The organism is Hyphobacterium sp. (assembly GCF_965229905.1).
Taxonomy (GTDB): Bacteria; Pseudomonadota; Alphaproteobacteria; order Caulobacterales; family Maricaulaceae; genus Hyphobacterium.
Window position 1 is genome coordinate 1,950,608 of record NZ_OZ245930.1, and the last position, 18,259, is coordinate 1,968,866.

Below are 18,259 nucleotides of genomic sequence, written 5' to 3' on the forward strand. Positions count from 1 at the left end.
GCAGTATCCTCCCCAGCGCTTAGCAACCGTAAGGACACTGCGCGTGGCCCAGTCTGATCGCAGCCAACCCATTCTCGCGGTTGAAGATCTCGCCGTAACGTTCTCGACGCCGGACGGCGATGTCGAGGCGGTACGCGGGATCAATCTCGCCATCCAGCCCGGCGAATGTCTCGCGGTCGTCGGCGAATCGGGTTCAGGCAAGAGCCAAACTTTCCTGTCGGCGATGGGCTTGCTGGCGTCGAATGGCCGCGCGACCGGTTCGATAAAATACCGAGGAAAAGAAATCCTGAACCTGCCGGCGGGGCGTTTGAACCGTATCCGCGGCAAGTCGATGACAATGATCTTCCAGGACCCGCTGACCTCGCTGACGCCGCACATGCGGGTCGGCAACCAGATGCGCGAAGTCCTGAAGAAGCACATGAAGCTCCAGGGTGATGCCGCCGACAAACGTGCGCTCGAATGGCTCGAGCGGGTCCGCATTCCGGAGGCCAAGCGGCGGCTACGCCAGTATCCGCACGAGCTCTCCGGCGGCATGCGCCAGCGCGTGATGATCGCGATGTCGATGCTGTGTGAGCCCGACCTCCTGATCGCCGACGAACCGACGACCGCGCTGGATGTGACAGTGCAGGCGCAGGTGCTCGACATCATGGACGATCTGAAACGCGAGACCGGAGCGGCCATCGCGTTGATCACGCACGATATGGGCGTGGTGGCCCGCATGGCTGATCGCGTCGAGGTGATGCGGTACGGCAAATATGTCGAGAGTGGCACCGTGGAAGACATCTTCCACCAGCCGAAAAACGATTACACGCGGATGCTGCTCGATGCGATGCCGCGGATCGACCAGCCGGACAAGCCGGGTCATGAGGCCTTGCCGGCCTATGCCGGTCAGCCAGACGAGGCGGCTCTGCTGGACGTTGAAGATGTCAAGGTTCACTTCCCGATAACGGTCGGTGGCGGACTGTTCCCGAAGCGCAAGCCACTGAAGGCGGTGGACGGGGTCTCCTTCGAATTGCGCAAGGGTGAAACGCTGGGTGTCGTCGGCGAGTCCGGTTGTGGAAAATCGACGCTGGCACGGGCGGTGCTGCAGCTTGTGCCGGCGACCGGGGGGGTGGTCAGTTGGCTCGGACGCGATCTGACCAGCGTCAACAAGCGCGTGCTGCGCAAATCCCGCCGCGACCTGCAGATCGTGTTTCAGGACCCGCTGGCGTCGCTCGATCCGCGGATGACGATCGGGGCGTCGATTGCGGAACCGCTTCTGACCTATGAAAACCGCATGACGCGGCAGCAACGTCAAACACGCGTACGGGAGATGATGGAGAAGGTCGGGCTCGATCCCAACATGATCAACCGCTATCCGCACGAATTGTCCGGTGGCCAGAACCAGCGCGTGGGCATCGCCCGGGCGATGATCCTCGGGCCGAAGCTGGTCATCTGCGACGAAGCGGTATCCGCCCTCGACGTGTCGATCCAGGCGCAGATCATCGACCTCTTGATTTCGCTCCAGAAGGAGATGGATCTGTCGATGATTTTCATCTCGCACGATCTGTCAGTCGTGCGCGAAGTCTCGCATCGCGTCATGGTCTTATATCTCGGCCGCGTGGTGGAACTCGCGGATCGCCAGCAAATCTACGACGATGCGCGCCATCCTTACACGCGGGCTTTGATCTCAGCAGTGCCGATCCCCGATCCGGTCATCGAGAAGTCGCGCGAGCGGCTAAAACTCGAGGGCGACCTGCCTTCGCCGATGGACCCGCGCGCGCAATTGCGTTTCCTCAAGTCGAAGGTGATTGACGATCCGGATGCCGAGCAATACCGGCCAGCGCTGATCGAGGTCGAGCCGGGGCATTTCGTGGCCGAGCACGATCCGATCGAGACCGTATTGGCCAGTGATCGCTAGCCGCGCCTAACCTGACCTATATTTCACTTCGTTCCGCTCTGCGATGCCGTTAGGTTCGCGCGCCAAGCCAGTCATGCAAGGACATTTCCCATGCTTCGTTCCCGATTTTCCATGCTTGTGAAGCCCGTGATTGCGCTGTCCGCCGCGGTCATGATGGTGGCGCTGCCGACGGCGGCCATTGCGCTTCAGGGCGATGGATTCGCGCATGACCGGAGCGATATCGCGCCGGATGCCAACGTCCGCTATGGCCAGCTCGAAAACGGCATGCGCTATGCCATCATGCCCAATGCAACCCCGCCCAATACGGCCTCGATCCGGATGGCGTTCAATGTCGGTTCGCTGGTCGAGGACGAGGACCAACGCGGACTGGCTCATTTTGTGGAGCACATGGCGTTCAACGGATCGGAGAATGTTCCCGAGGGCGAGATGGTTGCGCTGCTGGAGCGCTACGGTCTGGAATTCGGTCCGGACACGAATGCCGGCACCAATCGCGAATTTGTCGTTTATCAGCTGGACATGCCGGAAACCGACGAGGAGACGCTCGATACCGGCCTGTTCCTGATGCGCGAGACGGCGTCGAACCTGACACTTGAGATCGGCGCCATCGATCGCGAGCGCGACATCATTCTTTCCGAAGAGCGCGTGCGGAACACGCCGATCCGGCGCTGGAGCAATGCGCTGTCTGAATTCCGCTATCCGGGATCGCGCCTGGCGCAGCGCGACGCCATCGGCCTGCCGGAGGTAATCAGCACGGCGCCGCGCGAAGCATTCACGCGCTATTACGAAACATATTACACGCCGGACCGCGCTTTTATTTCGGTCGTTGGCGATGTCGATGCGGACGCCCTCGAAGCGGCCATTATCGAGGCCTTCGGGGACTGGGAATCGCGCGAGCAGGACACGCCGGACATTGTCGCCGGCGAGGTGGATCCTGACCGCGGCTTTGCGACCGGATACTTTCACGATCCGGAGTTCTTCACCGTGTTGACGGTGGAATCGATTAAGCCGGATACGATTGAGCCCGACACCGCGGCCGCACGGTTTGAGGGTCTGATCGACACGCTCGGCACTTCGATTTTGAGCCGCCGTTTCACCACCATTATCAATACCGGTACCTCGCCACTCTTGCAGGGCGGCGCCAGCTATTCGACGGATGAGTTCGGCATTGCCGCGCGCGCCAATGTGCTGGCAGTGGCGCAGCCGGACCGTTGGGAAGAAGGCCTGGCCCTTGTCGAGCAGGAGCTGCGTCGTGCCCTTCAGCATGGCTTCACGCAATCGGAGCTCGACGAACAGCTGACCAATTTGCGCACCGCGCTGGAAACCGCCGTGGAACAGGCCGATACGCGCAATTCGGCCAGCCTGGCGAATGCGCTTTGGAGCGCCTGGCGCTACGAGACGGTGTTCAGCCATCCTGCCGACGCTCTGGCGCGGTTTAATGCCGTCGAGAGTGAGATCGCGCTGGACGCCGTCAATGCGGCGTTCCGCGAGCAGTGGACCGGTAACGGGCCGCTGGTCTTCCTCGCCACCTCTCTGGAGATCGAAAACGCCGAGCAGCGGGTTGCGGAGATCTGGCAGGAGAGCCAGGACACCGATGTCGAGGCGATGGAAGAAGTCGAGTTGGCGGCTTGGGCCTACGAAGATTTCGGCACCCCGGGCGAAATTGCCGACCGTACCGAGATCGGAGACCTTGGCCTGACCCGTGTGGTGTTCGACAACAATGTCCGCGTCACGCTGAAGCCCACTGATTTCGAAGACGACACGATCCGCATCAATGCCAGTTTCGGCCGCGGCGATCTCGAGCCGCGGGCGGTGCCGGTGGTCGATACGGTCGCCAGCAGCGTGTTTGCGTCGGGCGGTCTTGAAGCGCATTCCATCGACGAGATGCAACGCATTCTGGCGGGCCGCAATGTTGGCGGCAGCTTCAGTGTCGGCACCGGCGCCTTCACACTGTCGGCGGCCACGACGCCGGCAGATTTCGAACTGCAGATGCAGCTGATGGCCGCCTACATGACGGCGCCGGGTTTCCGCGAAGAGAGCCTCGCGCAGTTCCGCGCACAGTTTCCGGAGATCCGCCGGAATCTCGGTTCGACACCCGCCGGTGTTCGCAGCCGGGATGTGACGCGGATGTTGCGGTCCGGCGATGACCGGTACGGTTTTCCGACCGAGGACGAAGCGATGTCCGTCGATCTCGATGATGTACGGGAATTCGTCGCGCCGGCGCTGGAACGCGCGCCGATCGAAATCACCGTGGTCGGGGATTTTGACGAGGCCGAAGTGCTTGATGCCATCGCCGCGACATTCGGTGCTCTTCCGGAGCGCGCCTCGGGCTGGCCGGAATACGAGGAAAATCGAGTTCTGGAATTTCCCGAGCCGGCCGAGCAACCCATCGTGTTGACGCACAATGGTGGTGAGCAACAAGCCCTGGTCAATGTGTACTGGCCGACCACCGATGACAGCGATGCGCGCCGCTCGCGCACGCTGCGCCTGTTGCGTGCGGTTCTCGACCTGAAGCTGACCGAGACGCTGCGGGAGGGCGAAGCCTTCACCTATTCGGCCCAGTCGTCGAACGTGGAGAGCTTCTATCATCCGGATTACGGTTATCTCTTTGTGGGCGCCGATATCCGCGTCGAGAATATCGACCGGGTGTATCAGTCGATCGACCTGATTGCCGCCGACATGGCGAATGGCGAGATCACCGATGACGAGCTGCTGCGGGCGCGGCGTCCGCTGGTCGAGCAGATCCAGAACGCGTTCGAGAACAATATTGCCTGGTTGTCGTGGCTCTCCAATTCCTGGACCCACCCCGAACGGCTGGACCGTATCCGGACCATCACCGAGGACTATTCCGACATTACGCTGGAGGAGATTGTCGATCTTGCGCGACTTTATCTGGCGGCTGACGCGGCCTACCGTGTCAGCATTGTTCCAAATCCGGAGCGCTGAACCGACATTCTACGGGAGTAACATCATGCGGATCGCAGCAGGACTGGCTCTTTCGCTGGCCATGACCACGACTGCCTGGGCCCAAGGGGCCGAACGGATCACCGAAGGCAATCTCGTGATGGAGAATATTCCCGACATACCGGAAGCGGTGCGCGACCGGCTGCAGCAATTCCAGAACACCCGGTCGGCCGGGTTCCAGGATTTTGTCGGTCCGGATGGCGGCATTCTGATTTCGACGCGCTTCGGTGAAACCACGCAGATCCACCATGTCGCCGAGCCGATGGGCTATCGCCGCCAGCTTACCTTCTTTGACGAGCGCGTTGGCGGCGCGAGCTACCGTCCCAGCCAGGGTGGCGGCTATATCTTCACCCGCGATACCGGCGGCGACGAAATGTTCCAGGCGTATTTTTTCGACCTGGAAAGCGGCGAGACGACCCGTCTGACCGAAGCGGCGACCCGCAATGGCGGCATTACCTGGTCGGATGATGGCGAGAGGGTCGCCTGGTACCGGGCGCTACAGGGCGAAGCCGACTGGGATATTCTGGCTGCCTCGGTCGATGATCCGGAGGGGACGCGGACCGTCGTGCTGGAAGGCGATGGCGCGATGTATCCGCTGGAGTTTTCGCCGGACGGCACGCACCTGCTGATTGGCCGGTATTATTCGATCCAGCATTCGGAAATCCACCTGCTGGATCTTGAAAGCGGCACGCTCGAACAGGTCAATCCGGATGTCGAGATCGCCTATGGTTCGGTCGAGTTCGATCCGTCAGGCGATGCGATCTGGGCGGTGAGCGATCAGTTCGGTGAATTCCGCCGGATTACGCGGATTGATCTTGCCACCGGCGAGGTGACACCGTTCGGACCGGATCATGGATGGGATATTTCGTCGATGGATCTGTCCCCGGATGGATCGCGGATCGCTTATGTGACCAATTCCGGCGGCTTGTCGGAATTGCACATGATCGATGTGGACAGCGGGACGGCCCTGGACGTGCCGGAGCTGCCGGTCGGCCTGATGGGCGGCCTGTCGTTTGACGAAGCCGGCGAACGCATCGGCGTGACCTTCGTTTCGGCAACATCTCCGGCGGACGCCTATACTTTTGAGGTGGGCTCGACGGAGCTGGTCAGGTGGACGCAGAGCGAGGTCGGCGGTCTCGACACCTCGACCTTCGTTTCGCCTGACCTGATCGAGTACGAGACTTTCGATGGCCGCATGATCCCGGCCTTCTACTTCCGGCCGGAAAGCGATGAACCGCTGCCGGTCATCGTGTCCATTCACGGCGGTCCGGAAAGCCAGTACCGTCCCGGATTTTCCTCGACCTTCCAGTACTGGACGACCGAGCTGGGCGCCGCGGTCATCGCGCCGAATGTACGCGGTTCATCCGGTTACGGTTCGGAATACGTCGCGCTCGACAATGGTTTCAAGCGGGAGGATTCGGTCCGGGATATCGGCGCGCTCCTCGACTGGATCGCCGAACAGCCCGAGCTCGATGCTTCCCGCATTGTGGTTTATGGCGGATCGTATGGCGGTTACATGGTTCTGGCGTCGCTGATGCACTACAATGACCGGCTGGCGGGCGGTGTGAATATTGTCGGCATCTCCAATTTCGTGACCTTCCTGGAAAACACGTCGGGCTATCGCCGCGATCTGCGCCGCGCGGAATATGGCGACGAGCGCGATCCGGACATGAACCAGCATTTGCAGGAAATCTCGCCCTCAAACCACGCCGACCGGATCACCAGCCCGCTTTTCATCATACAGGGCGCGAACGATCCCCGCGTTCCGGCCAGTGAAGCCGAGCAGATACTGGCGGCCGTCCGCGAGGCCGGCGGCGATCCATGGTATCTCTTGGCGCTGGATGAGGGGCATGGTTTCTCCAAGCGCTCCAACCAGGATTTCATGCGCGAAGCAGTGACGATGTTCCTGATGGATACGCTGGAACTCGAGTAACTCCGGCTGTCACGAAGAATTGCCTCGCCGTTTTGGCGCGTCTCGGCTAGCGTCTGACGGCGAGGGTTCTTGCCGGGGAATCGTTCATGATGCGTTTTGTGTTTGCACTCCTTGCGGGAGCTTGTGGGCTTGCCGCGCCCGCTGCGGCGACCGACCGGATCATCGTGGCGTCCATCGAGGTCGAAGCGAGCCCGGCGGAGGTGTGGCAGCTCTGGACCACCGAGGCGGGGCTCTCCTTTTTCGCTCCGGCGGCAGAGATCGATCTGCGCCCCGGCGGCACCTACGAGGTGTACTTCCTGCCTGATGCGCCGGAAGGCATGCGGGGTTCGGAAGGCACGACGGTTCTGGGTTATCAGGAGAACCGAATGCTGACCGTGACCTGGGCATTACCGCCCTACATGCCGGAGGTGCGCCCGCACCTGACGCCGCTCACGCTGGAGCTTGAACCTCTGGACGAGACCCGCACCCGCGTAACGCTGACGCATTCCGGCTGGGGCGAGGGCGGCGAATGGGATGATGCCTATGCCTATTTCCAGGAGAACTGGCCGGCCGTGCTGACACTAATGTCCGAGGCATTGACGCCAGAGGCCGAATAGGCTGCGATCCCGGCGAAATCAACGAAGGGAGTCGCTGATGCGCCCACTTATCCTTACTGGTCTGTTCGCGCTGGCGGCTTGCACCAGCGGGCCGTCGGGACCGCCCATTCCAGAAGATCCGGCCAGCGCGGCGTCGGTCGTCGCTGCGGCGCGGCAGTGCGATGCCGCAGATTATGGCGACGAACCCGTTGTCGATACCGGTGATTTCGAATTTGGCGGCAATCCCAGCCCGGCCGAACGCAATGCGGTGATCGGCGAGCTGTTCATGGAGCGGGCCAGCTTGCAGCGTTGCGTCTACGCGCTGCCGTCCGGCCTGCATATCCGCGTCCTGCGCGCTGCCGGCGACGAGGGTCTGACACCCGGAGGCGGCGAAATCGTGCGCGTCCACTATGTCGGGCAAAATACGTTCGGCGAGCCGTTCGACTCTTCATACGAGCGCGGCGCGCCGGCGGAATTCCCGTCCGACCGGTTGATCGCAGGCTGGATCGAGGCGTTGTCGCTGATGCGCACCGGCGAGGAGTGGGAGCTCTTCATTCCCGCTGAGCTTGGTTATGGCGAGCGCGGCACGCCGGGCGGTCCGATCGGACCGAACCAGGCGCTGTATTTCCGCATGGAGCTGATCTGCCTGCCGGGCCGTGAGGATGGCGGCTGCGAGGACGCCTAGCGCGACAGGCGCAGATTGGTCAGATCGCCGGCAATCAGTTCGAAGGCATTGCGGAGCGCCTCGTTGGACGGGCTGTCGAAATAGAGGCTCGGATGCGAGGCGCAGTCGCGCATCATGTCGCGCGTGGTCGATGAGCTGACCTGAAAGGTGATGGTGTAAACGCGGATCCCCTGTGCCCGGGCATAGGCGCAGGCGGCTTCGGTCCGGTCATTCAGGGCGTTGCGCAAGGCCCATGAGCTCGACGTGATGACGCCGAGCCGGCCCTCGCGGACATAGCCGTATCCGGAATAGTCGGAATAATTGAAATTGCCGCGGCCATTGATGACGTTCTGGCCGTCCGTGAGGATCACCATGGCCTTGATATTGTCGTCATCCTCCCACGGATTGCCTTCGGTAAAGGGTTCCTGAGGCGATAAAAGGCGCACGCCCCAGGATATGCCGATGGGAATATTGGTGGTGCCGCTGGCGATCATGTCCGAAATGGCGTCGTCGATGGTTGTCCGGCTGGCCGTCAGCGGAGTGACCGGGCGTGCCGTACAACCCCAGTTCGACGCCCAGCCATAAGGATTCACGCCGGCGTATTTCGCCGAGTTCGTCAGCCGCGCGAGCAGATCGCCGCCGCTCATCTGGTCGGACATGTAGCTGTTCGAAAAGCCTGACTCACCGCTCGGTTCGTCGGGAGCGAAATAGGGTAGAAACAGGGTTTCCGGTGCGCCCGGATCGGGTGGCACGTCCTCAACGTCCAACGGAATCGCCCGCGCCTCGACACACCCGTCCCAGCGCTCATAGAGCATCGAGTCGATGACATCCCAGCGATTGGCCGGCGGGTCGAAATTGTTCGCATGATCGGAGGACAGCCCGTCCGGATCGAGCCACCAGGCGCGCTCGTGCGCGGTGCCGACATTGACGGTTGAGGAAAACGGCACGAGGCCGATCTCCAGCAGTTCGGGCTCGGCTGCGTTGTCGTGCAGAATGTCGGTCAGCAGATGCGCCGCATCGCGCAAGGCGCTGATCTTGGAGCCCGACATGGAGCCCGTATTGTCGAGCACCATTACCAGCTCCAGGGCGGTGCGGGCGCGCTGCACCTCGCTCTCCCAGCCCACAGTGAGATAATGGATGCCGATCAGGCCGAGAAAGGCGGTCTGCACCGTCGACGTCCCAGTTACCGTGACGACATTGTTGAAGTCGTCGATGCTGATATTCACACCACCCAGATCCCCGAATTCGCGTTCCGGATAGTTGGCGGAAATAACAGCGAGGGCGAGCGCCTGGGCATCTTCAGTTGCGAGATTCGGCGAGGCCCCGACGGCGAGGGCGGCCGCATCGAGCGCTTCGGCGAGGCGGCCGCGGGCATTGACCGCCATGTTGAAATCCACAGCTCCGCCGCCCATCACGATGATGGGGACGAGCGCCAGCGCGAACAGCATGGCGACATTGCCGTCAGTTCTCTGCCAAAATCTGGACATCCATCTGCGCATCTTCGGACAAGCCCCGCGCCATTATCGGGCTGCAGGAGTGCGCAAATGCGGGCGGCACGCACGCGAAAGCGCCGTGCAGGGTTAAGGTTCGGTCGCTGTGCTGGCGCGATTTAGCGCGAAATGCGAAGGTTGGAGAGGTCGCCGGCAATCACCTCGAACGTATTGCGCAGCGCGGCATTGGACGGGCTATCGAAATACAAGCTTGGATGCGAGGCGCACTCGCGCATCATATCGCGCGTGCCGGAGTCGGAAACCTGGAAGGTGATCGTGTAGACGCGGATCCCCTGTTCGCGCGCATAGGCGCAGGCCGCCGCCGTGCGTTCGTCGAGCGCCTGCGACAGGCGACGGCTGGACGAGGTCCGCACGCCCAAACGGCCGTGGGCGATGTAGCCGTAGGCATTGTATCGGGACATCAGCGACGAGTTGTGCCCGCTAAGGACATTCTGACCGTCAGTGAGAATCACCATCGCTTTTATGGTGCTGCGATCGCCATAGGCCACGCCCTCCGTGAAGGGCTCTTGCGGCGACAATAGCCGGATGCCCCAGGCGATTCCGTTCGGGATATTAGTATTGCCGCTAGCTCCCATGGCGGAAATTGCATTCTCGACGCTGCGGCGATCGCTGGTCATCGGTGTCACCGGGGTGGTGGTGCAGCCGTCATTGGGTCCGCCATTGCGCGGACGGCCATTGTTGTATTTCGACAGGTCGGCGAGACGTTGCAGGATGCCGCCGCCGACGCCGTCCCTCAAATAGCTGTTCCGGAAATTGGAAATATCGGGCTCGTCCGGTGCGAAGAATGGCAGGAAGAGCGTCTCGGGATCATTGCGCGCCGGTGCGACATCCTCAATGTCGAGCGGAACAGCACGCGCCTCGACGCAGCCATCCCAGCGCTCATTGCGCAGGCTGTCGAACATGTCCCAGGTGTTCGGCGTGACGGTTTCGGTCGTGCAGGTACGGCGCCGGCCGCGGCCGCGGCACGTCCGGACTTCCTGGGCACCACCCGCCCATTGCGCATGAAGCGGGCTTTCGGCGTTCGGATCGAGCCACCAGACACGCTGGAATGTGCGTCCGACATTCACCGTGGCTGCGAACGGAACCAGACCGATGCGGACATCGTCGTCTTCCTGGGCCCCGGTGTAGAGAATATCGGTCAAAAGTTCGGCGGAATCGCGCAGCGAGGCGATTTTCGAACCGCGCATCGATCCGGTATTGTCGAGCACCATGACCAGTTCGAGATTTTGCTGCGCGCGCTGAACCTCGGACGTCCAATCCACATTGATGTATTCCATGCCCATAATGGCGAGCAGGGTCGTATCGATCCGCGACTGGCCGGTCACGGTGACGATGCCGTTCTCGTCGTCCAGCGAGACGGTGACCGAGTGGACATTACCGATCTCGTCGGCGGGGTAGTTGGCCGTGATGTAACTCATCGCGAGCGCTTCGGCGTCGCGGACCGACAGGTTGGTCTGGGAACCGACCGCGAGCGCGGCGGCATCAAGGGCTTCGGCGAGACGGCCGCGCGCGTTCATCGCTTGCGCGAAGTCGACAGCGCCACCGCCCATAACGGAAATGGGGACAAGCGCCAGCGCGAACACCGTAGCGACATTGCCGCCCCGGGCCGTCAGGAAGCGCATCAGATTGTCGAGAATTTTCTTCATCTCTTCAGGTCTTCATTCACCATTTCTGCGCGGAATGTGCCTGAAACCTCTTAAAAACGCGTGGAAGAGGAGGGTTTCCCGGCGGTAAATGCCGGGCTAGGGAAAAGCCAGAATCCGGAGCCCGCCGTGTGACCCATCCGCATCTGAACGACGTCAAAGCCTGTCTGGCCGATCTCATCGCGCTCGAAACCGTGTCGCGTAACAGCAATTTGCGGCTCATCGGCTATCTCGAACAGCGTTTGACGGTGCTGGGCGCGCGCTGCGTCAGGACGGCCGATGAGACCGGTACAAAGGCCAATCTGCACGCCATTCTTGGACCGGAAGCCGATGGCGGTGTGGTCCTGTCGGGTCATACCGATGTCGTGCCGGTTGACGGTCAGGACTGGTCAACCGACCCCTTCGTGATGACCGAACAGGATGGCCGCCTCTATGGCCGCGGCACGTGTGACATGAAGGGTTTCATCGCCTGTGCGCTGGTGATGGCGAAGAATTACGCGAAGCAGGATCTCAAGCGGCCGGTGCATTTTGCCTTTTCCTATGACGAGGAAGTCGGCTGCCTCGGTGCGCCGGACATGATCCGTGAAATGACCGCGTCGGGTCCGCAGCCGCGGATCGCGATCATCGGCGAGCCGACCGGGATGGGTGTGGTGACCGGCCACAAGGGGCTCTATTCGGTGCGGGTCGAGATTGAGGGGCTGGAAGCCCATTCCTCCAAGGTGGAAGACGGAGCGTGTGCCGTCACGCATGCCGTGCCGCTGATGCAACATCTTGCCGAGTGTGCGGATCGCTGGCGTGCTGCGGCGCCGGACGACAGCCCGTTCGATCCGCCCTATGGCACGATCACGATCGGTCAAATGGGCGGTGGCACGGCGGCGAACATTCTTGCCCGCCATGCCTGGTTTGAGAGTCTGATGCGGCCGGCGCCCTGGGATGATGCGCGCGCCGTTGGTGACACGCTGCGACAGCGCGCGGTCGACATCGAGGTACAAATGCGCCGCCATGCGCCGGCTGCGCGCGTCGAGGTGATCCAGCGGTCCGATGCGCCGCCGCTGCGTCCCGAGATCAACAGCCCGGCCGAGGAGCTGGCGCGGCAGTTGACCGGCGACAATGCCCGCCGTTTCGTGTCTTTCGGCACCGAGGCCGGCCAATTCCAGAGCGCCGGATTGTCAACCGTAGTCTGCGGTCCCGGCTATATCGAGCAAGCGCACAAGCCGGACGAGTTCGTCGATATTTCCCAGCTGGAAGCCTGTCTGGATTTTCTCGGCAAGCTGCCCGCCCATCTGATGGATTGATTGCCAATGTACGAGCGATCCGAACCGCTGCTCACGATCAATGCCGCTCCGGCCACGCCGGGACGCGGCATTTTCGTGTTCGGGGCGCCGCGCGGCGGCACCTCCATGGTGGCCGGGGCGCTGAGCCTGTTGGGCGTCGACATGGGAAGGCGCCAAGGTCACGGAAACAACGAGGATCTGGATATCCAGGAGGCGCGTGGCCCGGTGGGCGAACTCGCCGATGCGGAGGGCAAGGCTTTGGCGGCGGCGCTGGAGCGGATGCGACCGGTGATTGCGCAACGCGCAGAGAATTCGGAAGCTTGGGGTTGGAAGGACCCGCATGGCGCCTTTTACGCGCCGCAGGTTGAGGCGGACCTCCCGGCACCGCGCCTGATGGCTGTCTTCCGCGATCCGCAGGCGGCCGCGCAACGCGTTCACATGCTGACGGAGCGTCCGCTCTTCGATGCGCTTGAGGACACGCTGAAACTCTATGAACGCTGCCGGGCCTATCTCGCGCAAACCACGCAACCCGCGGCCATGGTCAGCTATGAAAAGGCGCTGGTGCGGCCGGCATTATTCGTCGCGCAATTGGCAGCGTTCTGCGGTCTGTCGCCCGGTCGAGAGCAGATCGAAGCCGCGACGGCTTTTTGCTATCCCGAGCGGGGCCACGGCAGCCCGACCGATCCGGGCTGGCCGAACCGGGGTGCGTTTTAGGACACCGCCTTCAGCTTGGCATCCTTCTGGGCGGCCTCGCGGTCACGGTTCCAGTAGGACACGGACACCACCTTGGTGCGGTCGCAGCGATCGGCATATTTCTTGGCGATCTCGGTGACCTCTTCCAGGAGGCCGGCTTCGAGCGTGATCGGATCCAGGCCGAGCGACAGGAAGGTCTCGTTCTCGACATGCAGATCGTTTTCGTCGGCCTCGTTGCGCGGGTTCGGCAAGTTGGCGATCTCGACGCCCGTCATCTGCGAGATGAGGTCGGCCAGCTCGCGCACCCTGTGGGTCTCGGTCATCTGGTTCATGATATGAACGCGATCACCCGGCTTGGGCCGGTTTTTCAGGGCCAGCTCAATGCAGCGCACGGTGTCCTGGATGTGGATGAAGGCGCGGGTCTGACCGCCAGTGCCGTGCACCGTCAGCGGGTGCCCGATCGCGGCCTGCATCAGGAAGCGATTAAGAACGGTGCCGTAATCGCCGTCATAATCGAAGCGGTTGATCAGCCGTTCGTCCTTGCGGGTCTCGTCGGTCTGGGTGCCCCAGACAATCCCTTGGTGGAGATCGGTGATCTTGAGCCCGTCATTCTTGTTGTAGAAATGGAAGAAGAGCGCGTCCTGCGTCTTCGTCATGTGATAGATAGAGCCGGGGTTGGCCGGGTAGAGAATGTCCTGCTGAACCGGCCCTTGCGGCGTGTCGACGGTGACGCGCAGATAGCCTTCCGGGATCTTCATGCCGGCCGTTCCATAACCGTAGACGCCCATCGTGCCGAGATGGACGAGGTGGATATCCAGGCCGGACTCGACGATGGCAGCGAGCACGTCATTGGTGGCGTTGAGATTGTTGTCCACCGTATAGCGCTTGTGACGTGCGGTTTTCATCGAATAGGGCGCGGCGCGTTGTTCGGCGAAATGCACGATGGCGTCCGGGCGTTCCTCATTGATGAGATTGAGCAGTTCCTGATAATCCTTGCCGACATTGAGATCGACGAAGCGCATGTCCTTGCCGGAGACTTCCTTCCAGGCGGCCAGGCGCACGCTCATGGGCTGAATCGGCGTCAGGCTGTCGACTTCCAGTTCGACATCGATCTTGCGCCGCGACAGATTGTCGACAATCACGACCTCATGGCCGAGATTGGACAGATGGAGGGCTGTGGGCCAACCGCAAAATCCGTCGCCGCCGAGTACGATCACCTTCATTGTTCACACCTGGATTTGTTCGGAAGTAATTTGGCAGGCCTTTTTGCAAGCCGAAAGCCTGATGACAAGGCTTTGCTGTAAATATGACGCAGGTAGGATAACGCAAACGACGCGATCTGGAGAGCGAAATTGGCCCCCGTCGAGCGCCTTGGCCCGTTTAACGATGTCTTTCTGATCCCGCCGCACCGCTTCGGTGACGATCGCGGCTGGTTCGAGGAAACCTGGAATGCGGACCGGTTTCGCGCGCAGGCGGGCATCGAGACGGTGTTTGTGCAGGATAATGCGTCGCGCTCGAAGACACCCGGGACAGTGCGCGGCCTGCATTTCCAGGCGCCGCCCTTCGCACAGGCCAAGCTGGTGCGTTGCCCGCGCGGCGCGATTTTCGATGCCATCGTCGATATCCGGCACGGTTCGCCGACCTTCGGGCATTGGGCGGGCGTGAAACTGACGGCCGAAAGCGGGCGGCAGCTCTGGGTTCCGCGCGGCTTCGCGCACGGTTTCGTCACGCTGCAGCCGGACAGCGAGATCGCCTACAAGGTCGATAATCCCTATTCGGCCGAACATGATGGCGTCATGCTCTGGAATGATCCGGCGATCGGCATTGACTGGCCGTTCGACACGAGCGCCGCGATTCTGTCGGAAAAGGACAAGGCGGCACCGAAACTCGCCGATCTGCCGGTCCTGTTCGAGTACGGCACATGAGGATCCTGGTCATCGGCGCTTCGGGTCAGGTGGCCCGCGCCCTGGCCGCACAGGCCGGCGCGCACGAGGTGATCCGCGCCGGGCGGCCGCAGGTTGACCTCTCGCACCCGACCGGGTTGGCGGATCTGATCGGTCAGGTCGCACCCGATGCGATCATCAACGCCGCGGCTTACACAGCGGTCGACAAGGCGGAGACCGAGATCGCGGCGGCGCGCGCGCTCAACGAGACCGGGCCGGCCGCCTTGGCGCGGGCGGCAGCCGCGCGCCGCCTGCCCTTCGTCCATATTTCGACGGATTACGTGTTCAACGGCCTGGGCGGTGCGCCGTATTCGGAAGCCGATGAGACCGCGCCGCTGAATGTCTACGGCCAGACCAAGGCGGATGGCGAAGCCGCCGTGCTGGCCGCGCATCCCAGCGCGCTGGTGGTGCGGACCTCCTGGGTCTATGCGCCGGAAGGACATAATTTTGTGCGGTCCATGTTGCGGCTGGCGGCGGAGAAAGATGCACTCAACGTGGTGGAAGACCAGTTCGGCCGGCCGACCGAGGCACATGCCCTGGCCGACGCGCTGATCGATCTCGCAGGGCAGTTGCAGGCTGGCGCGGAGGGCGGTCTGCTGCATGTCGCCAATAGCGGCGAAGCGAGCTGGCGCGATCTCGCCGAAGCAGCGATTTCAGGGGCGGGCCTGACCACGCCGGTCACCGGTATCCGCACAAGCGACTGGCCGACCGCGGCGCGGCGGCCTGGCGATACACGGCTCGATCTGACCCGGGCAAGAGAGGTGTATGGAATCGCATTGCCGGACTGGCGCGAGTCGCTGACCAGATGCCTTGAAATGATGGGGCTCGGTGGACGCCGCGCGTCTTAGGCGCTAAACGGCGCGCGACTCTCAATTCAGCGGGGCTCCGGTGCCCGCTTCCGTCCGGATCAACAAGGAGTTTGGCATGGCTGTTCGGGTCGCCATCACGGGATTTGGCCGCATCGGCCGCCTGGCGCTGCGCGCTGTTCTCGAGGAGAAGCGCTGGGATGAGGTCGAGGTCGTCGCGATCAATGACAGCTCCACGCCGGAAACCAATGCGCACCTTCTGACCTATGACAGCGTGCATGGCCGGTATCCGGGCACGATCAAGGTCGGCGATGACTGGATCGATGCCGGCTTCGGCAAGATACAGAAAGTCTCCAACCGCGACCCCTCGCAACTGCCCTGGGGCGATCTGGGCGTCGACCTGGTGTTGGAATGCACCGGCAAGTTCAATTCCAAGGACGCCGCGATGGCGCACATCGAATCTTCCGGCGCGAAGAAGGTGTTGTGCTCGGCACCGGCCAAGAATGCCGACAAGACGATCGTCTACGGCGTCAATCACGACACGCTGACCGCCGATGATCTGGTGGTCTCGAACGCGTCCTGCACGACCAACGGGCTCGCCCCGGTCGCCAAGGTGCTCAACGATGCGGTCGGCATCGAGCGCGGCCACATGACGACGATCCACGCCTATACGGGCGACCAGCCGACGCTCGACCGGAACCACAAGGATTTGCACCGCGCCCGCGCGGCCGCGATGTCGATGGTGCCGACCTCGACCGGCGCGGCGAAGGCCGTCGGCCTGGTGCTGCCGGAACTCGAGGGCAAGCTGGACGGCGCCGCGGTGCGCGTGCCGACGCCGAACGTGTCGCTGATCGATCTCGTCTTCACGCCCGGCAAGGCGACCTCGGCCGAAGAACTGACGGCGGCGATCAAGGCCGCAGCCGACGGCCCGATGAAGGGCATTCTCGGCTATGACGACATCCCGCTGGTGTCGATTGACTACAATCATGACAGCCGCTCCTCGATCGTGGCGGTCGACAAGATCAAGGTGATCGACGAGCGCCTGGCGCGGGTCATGACCTGGTATGACAATGAGTGGGGTTTTGCCTGCCGGATGATCGACACGGCCGCCGCGATGGGCAAGTTTCTCTAGATCAATCACGGGCAGGAGCCGAGCATGGGATTGCGCCGCATCGAAGAGGCCGATGTTCACCGCAAGCGGGTCCTGGTCCGCGTTGATTTCAACGTGCCGATGAAGGACGGGGTGATCACCGACGCGACACGCCTGATGGCCGCGCTGCCGACGATCAGCCATCTGAAATCCGCGGGTGCAATGGTGATCCTGCTGGCGCATTTCGGCCGGCCCAAGGGCCAGCGCGTAGCCGAGGCTTCGCTGGCGCCGGTGGCACCGGCGCTGGCCGATCTGCTGGCCGCACCGGTCGAATTCGCCGAAGACTGCATCGGCCCGAAAGCCGAATCTGCGGCTGAAACGCTCAAGCCGGGCGATATTCTGCTGCTGGAAAACACCCGGTTCCATGCCGGCGAAGAAGCCAATGACGATGCTTTCGCCAAAGCGCTCGCCGCGCTCGGCGATGTCTATGTCAATGACGCCTTCTCCGCCGCCCACCGGGCCCATGCCTCGACGGCCGGGGTGGCGGAATATCTTCCGGCCTATGCCGGGCTGTCGTTGCAGCGGGAGCTCGACCATCTCGGCCAAGCCCTCACCGATCCGAAGCGCCCGGTGATCGCCCTTGTCGGTGGCGCCAAGGTCTCGACCAAGATCGCGCTCCTTGAAAACCTGGTTTCTAAGGTCGACACGCTGTTTGTCGGCGGCGCGATGGCGAACACCTTCCTCCTGGCGCAGGGCCATGAGGTCGGGAAAAGCCTCGTCGAGCGGGATTTCACCGATACGGCGCACCGCATCATGGAAGCCGCCCGTACCCATGGATGCGAGCTGATCCTGCCGCAGGACCTCGTCTGTGCGGCCGAGTTCGCGCCCAATCCCGAGACCCGGACCGTGCCGGCCGATGCCATTCCGGGCGGCATGATGGCGCTGGATGCCGGACCGCAATCCGTGGACGCTCTGGCCGATGCGATTGATGCCAGCAAGACGCTGATCTGGAACGGCCCGCTTGGCGCGTTCGAGACACCGCCCTTCGAAACCTCGACAGTGGAAGCCGCGCGCTATGCGGCCGAACGCTGCCGGGAGGGCAAGCTGATTGCGGTCGCCGGCGGCGGCGATACGGTCGCGGCGCTCAATGTGGCCGGCGTGGCGAGCGATTTCACTTTCATTTCCACGGCGGGCGGGGCCTTCCTGGAATGGATGGAAGGCCAGATACTGCCCGGCGTGGCAGCGGTCACGGATTGAGGCTAGGTT

Annotated in this window: 14 protein-coding genes; 11 read left to right on the plus strand and 3 right to left on the minus strand. The window is 62.7% G+C overall.

All coding sequences use genetic code 11. From position 1 onward, the window contains the following. The first annotated feature begins 43 nt into the window (after nucleotides 1-43). The 5 genes from ACO08C_RS09775 (at nucleotide 44) to ACO08C_RS09795 (ending at nucleotide 8,054) form a co-directional block, all read left to right on the plus strand. Entirely contained in the window at nucleotides 44-1,900 is a 1,857-nt protein-coding gene (locus ACO08C_RS09775; protein ID WP_421785283.1) for a dipeptide ABC transporter ATP-binding protein, read from the plus strand. A gap of 90 nt (nucleotides 1,901-1,990) precedes the next feature. Continuing rightward, on the plus strand, nucleotides 1,991-4,843 hold the full coding sequence (locus ACO08C_RS09780; RefSeq protein ID WP_421785284.1) for a M16 family metallopeptidase: 2,853 nt from the start codon (nucleotides 1,991-1,993) through the stop codon (nucleotides 4,841-4,843). 25 nt (nucleotides 4,844-4,868) lie between these two features. Further along, nucleotides 4,869-6,794, plus strand: a complete 1,926-nt coding sequence (locus tag ACO08C_RS09785; RefSeq protein ID WP_421785285.1) for an alpha/beta fold hydrolase — start codon at nucleotides 4,869-4,871, stop codon at nucleotides 6,792-6,794. An 86-nt stretch (nucleotides 6,795-6,880) separates the two neighbouring features. Continuing rightward, nucleotides 6,881-7,390, plus strand: coding sequence for an SRPBCC family protein (locus ACO08C_RS09790; protein WP_421785287.1), 510 nt, complete (start codon nucleotides 6,881-6,883; stop codon nucleotides 7,388-7,390). Between the two features lie 37 nt (nucleotides 7,391-7,427). After that, on the plus strand, nucleotides 7,428-8,054 hold the full coding sequence (locus tag ACO08C_RS09795) for an FKBP-type peptidyl-prolyl cis-trans isomerase (protein ID WP_421785289.1): 627 nt from the start codon (nucleotides 7,428-7,430) through the stop codon (nucleotides 8,052-8,054). On the opposite strand, the gene ACO08C_RS09800 is transcribed toward ACO08C_RS09795, so the two are convergent. Then, entirely contained in the window at nucleotides 8,051-9,520 is a 1,470-nt protein-coding gene (locus ACO08C_RS09800) for a pilus assembly protein TadG-related protein (protein WP_421785290.1), read from the minus strand. The two genes, ACO08C_RS09795 and ACO08C_RS09800, sit on opposite strands and share 4 nt — an antisense overlap. A gap of 122 nt (nucleotides 9,521-9,642) precedes the next feature. Beyond that, complete coding sequence (locus tag ACO08C_RS09805) at nucleotides 9,643-11,190, minus strand: pilus assembly protein TadG-related protein (protein ID WP_421785292.1); 1,548 nt, start codon at nucleotides 11,188-11,190, stop codon at nucleotides 9,643-9,645. A gap of 128 nt (nucleotides 11,191-11,318) precedes the next feature. On the opposite strand from ACO08C_RS09805, the gene argE reads away from it, so the two are divergent. After that, on the plus strand, nucleotides 11,319-12,482 hold the full coding sequence (gene argE, locus ACO08C_RS09810; RefSeq protein WP_421785294.1) for an acetylornithine deacetylase: 1,164 nt from the start codon (nucleotides 11,319-11,321) through the stop codon (nucleotides 12,480-12,482). A gap of 6 nt (nucleotides 12,483-12,488) precedes the next feature. Then, nucleotides 12,489-13,175 carry a hypothetical protein gene (locus ACO08C_RS09815; protein WP_421785295.1) on the plus strand — a complete coding sequence of 229 codons (687 nt, stop codon included), beginning with the start codon at nucleotides 12,489-12,491 and terminating at the stop codon, nucleotides 13,173-13,175. Here ACO08C_RS09815 and ACO08C_RS09820 read toward each other — a convergent pair. Further along, nucleotides 13,172-14,377: an NAD-dependent epimerase/dehydratase family protein gene (locus tag ACO08C_RS09820; RefSeq protein ID WP_421785297.1), complete on the minus strand. Its 1,206-nt coding sequence runs from the start codon at nucleotides 14,375-14,377 to the stop codon at nucleotides 13,172-13,174. The two genes, ACO08C_RS09815 and ACO08C_RS09820, sit on opposite strands and share 4 nt — an antisense overlap. 129 nt (nucleotides 14,378-14,506) lie before the next feature. Here ACO08C_RS09820 and rfbC point away from each other — a divergent pair, with 129 nt between their 5' ends. From rfbC to ACO08C_RS09840, 4 genes are all read left to right on the plus strand, one after another. Then, the gene (rfbC, locus tag ACO08C_RS09825) at nucleotides 14,507-15,079 is read left to right on the plus strand and encodes a dTDP-4-dehydrorhamnose 3,5-epimerase (protein WP_421785299.1); all 573 of its coding nucleotides are present in this window, start codon (nucleotides 14,507-14,509) and stop codon (nucleotides 15,077-15,079) included. Then, nucleotides 15,076-15,945: a dTDP-4-dehydrorhamnose reductase gene (gene rfbD, locus ACO08C_RS09830; RefSeq protein WP_421785300.1), complete on the plus strand. Its 870-nt coding sequence runs from the start codon at nucleotides 15,076-15,078 to the stop codon at nucleotides 15,943-15,945. Before rfbC ends, rfbD begins: the two co-directional genes overlap by 4 nt. A gap of 76 nt (nucleotides 15,946-16,021) precedes the next feature. Then, nucleotides 16,022-17,035 carry a type I glyceraldehyde-3-phosphate dehydrogenase gene (gene gap / locus ACO08C_RS09835; RefSeq protein WP_421785301.1) on the plus strand — a complete coding sequence of 338 codons (1,014 nt, stop codon included), beginning with the start codon at nucleotides 16,022-16,024 and terminating at the stop codon, nucleotides 17,033-17,035. Nucleotides 17,036-17,059: 24 nt separating this feature from the next. After that, nucleotides 17,060-18,250, plus strand: coding sequence for a phosphoglycerate kinase (locus tag ACO08C_RS09840; RefSeq protein WP_421785302.1), 1,191 nt, complete (start codon nucleotides 17,060-17,062; stop codon nucleotides 18,248-18,250). The last annotated feature ends 9 nt before the right edge of the window (nucleotides 18,251-18,259 follow it).

Excerpts from the sequence above, each read along its gene's own strand:
- ACO08C_RS09815 (WP_421785295.1), top strand. The coding sequence starts at position 12,489 with ATGTACGAGCGATCCGAACCGCTGCTCACGATCAATGCCGCTCCGGCC.
- gap (WP_421785301.1), top strand. The coding sequence starts at position 16,022 with ATGGCTGTTCGGGTCGCCATCACGGGATTTGGCCGCATCGGCCGCCTG.
- ACO08C_RS09800 (WP_421785290.1), bottom strand. The coding sequence starts at position 9,520 with ATGTCCAGATTTTGGCAGAGAACTGACGGCAATGTCGCCATGCTGTTC.
- ACO08C_RS09795 (WP_421785289.1), top strand. The coding sequence starts at position 7,428 with ATGCGCCCACTTATCCTTACTGGTCTGTTCGCGCTGGCGGCTTGCACC.
- ACO08C_RS09820 (WP_421785297.1), bottom strand. The coding sequence starts at position 14,377 with ATGAAGGTGATCGTACTCGGCGGCGACGGATTTTGCGGTTGGCCCACA.
- ACO08C_RS09780 (WP_421785284.1), top strand. The coding sequence starts at position 1,991 with ATGCTTCGTTCCCGATTTTCCATGCTTGTGAAGCCCGTGATTGCGCTG.
- ACO08C_RS09805 (WP_421785292.1), bottom strand. The coding sequence starts at position 11,190 with ATGAAGAAAATTCTCGACAATCTGATGCGCTTCCTGACGGCCCGGGGC.
- ACO08C_RS09785 (WP_421785285.1), top strand. The coding sequence starts at position 4,869 with ATGCGGATCGCAGCAGGACTGGCTCTTTCGCTGGCCATGACCACGACT.
- ACO08C_RS09840 (WP_421785302.1), top strand. The coding sequence starts at position 17,060 with ATGGGATTGCGCCGCATCGAAGAGGCCGATGTTCACCGCAAGCGGGTC.
- ACO08C_RS09790 (WP_421785287.1), top strand. The coding sequence starts at position 6,881 with ATGATGCGTTTTGTGTTTGCACTCCTTGCGGGAGCTTGTGGGCTTGCC.
- rfbD (WP_421785300.1), top strand. The coding sequence starts at position 15,076 with ATGAGGATCCTGGTCATCGGCGCTTCGGGTCAGGTGGCCCGCGCCCTG.